We start from the raw sequence: 214 nt of genomic DNA on the forward strand, positions 1-214 counted from the left end.
AACTCAAATGAATTGACGGGGGCCCGCACAAGCGGTGGAGCATGTGGTTTAATTCGATGCAACGCGAAGAACCTTACCTACTCTTGACATCCAGAGAATCCAGCGGAGACGCAGGAGTGCCTTCGGGAGCTCTGAGACAGGTGCTGCATGGCTGTCGTCAGCTCGTGTTGTGAAATGTTGGGTTAAGTCCCGCAACGAGCGCAACCCTTATCCT

1 rRNA gene is annotated in these 214 nt (G+C 53.7%); it reads left to right on the forward strand.

Annotated features, from left to right (window positions below):
- Positions 1–214: ribosomal RNA gene (locus tag IQQ51_RS19510) — 16S ribosomal RNA — on the forward strand; the annotation flags it as partial.

Origin of the sequence: Vibrio sp. OPT18, assembly GCF_015163615.1 — a bacterium.
GTDB classification, from domain to species: domain Bacteria; phylum Pseudomonadota; class Gammaproteobacteria; order Enterobacterales; family Vibrionaceae; genus Vibrio; species Vibrio coralliirubri.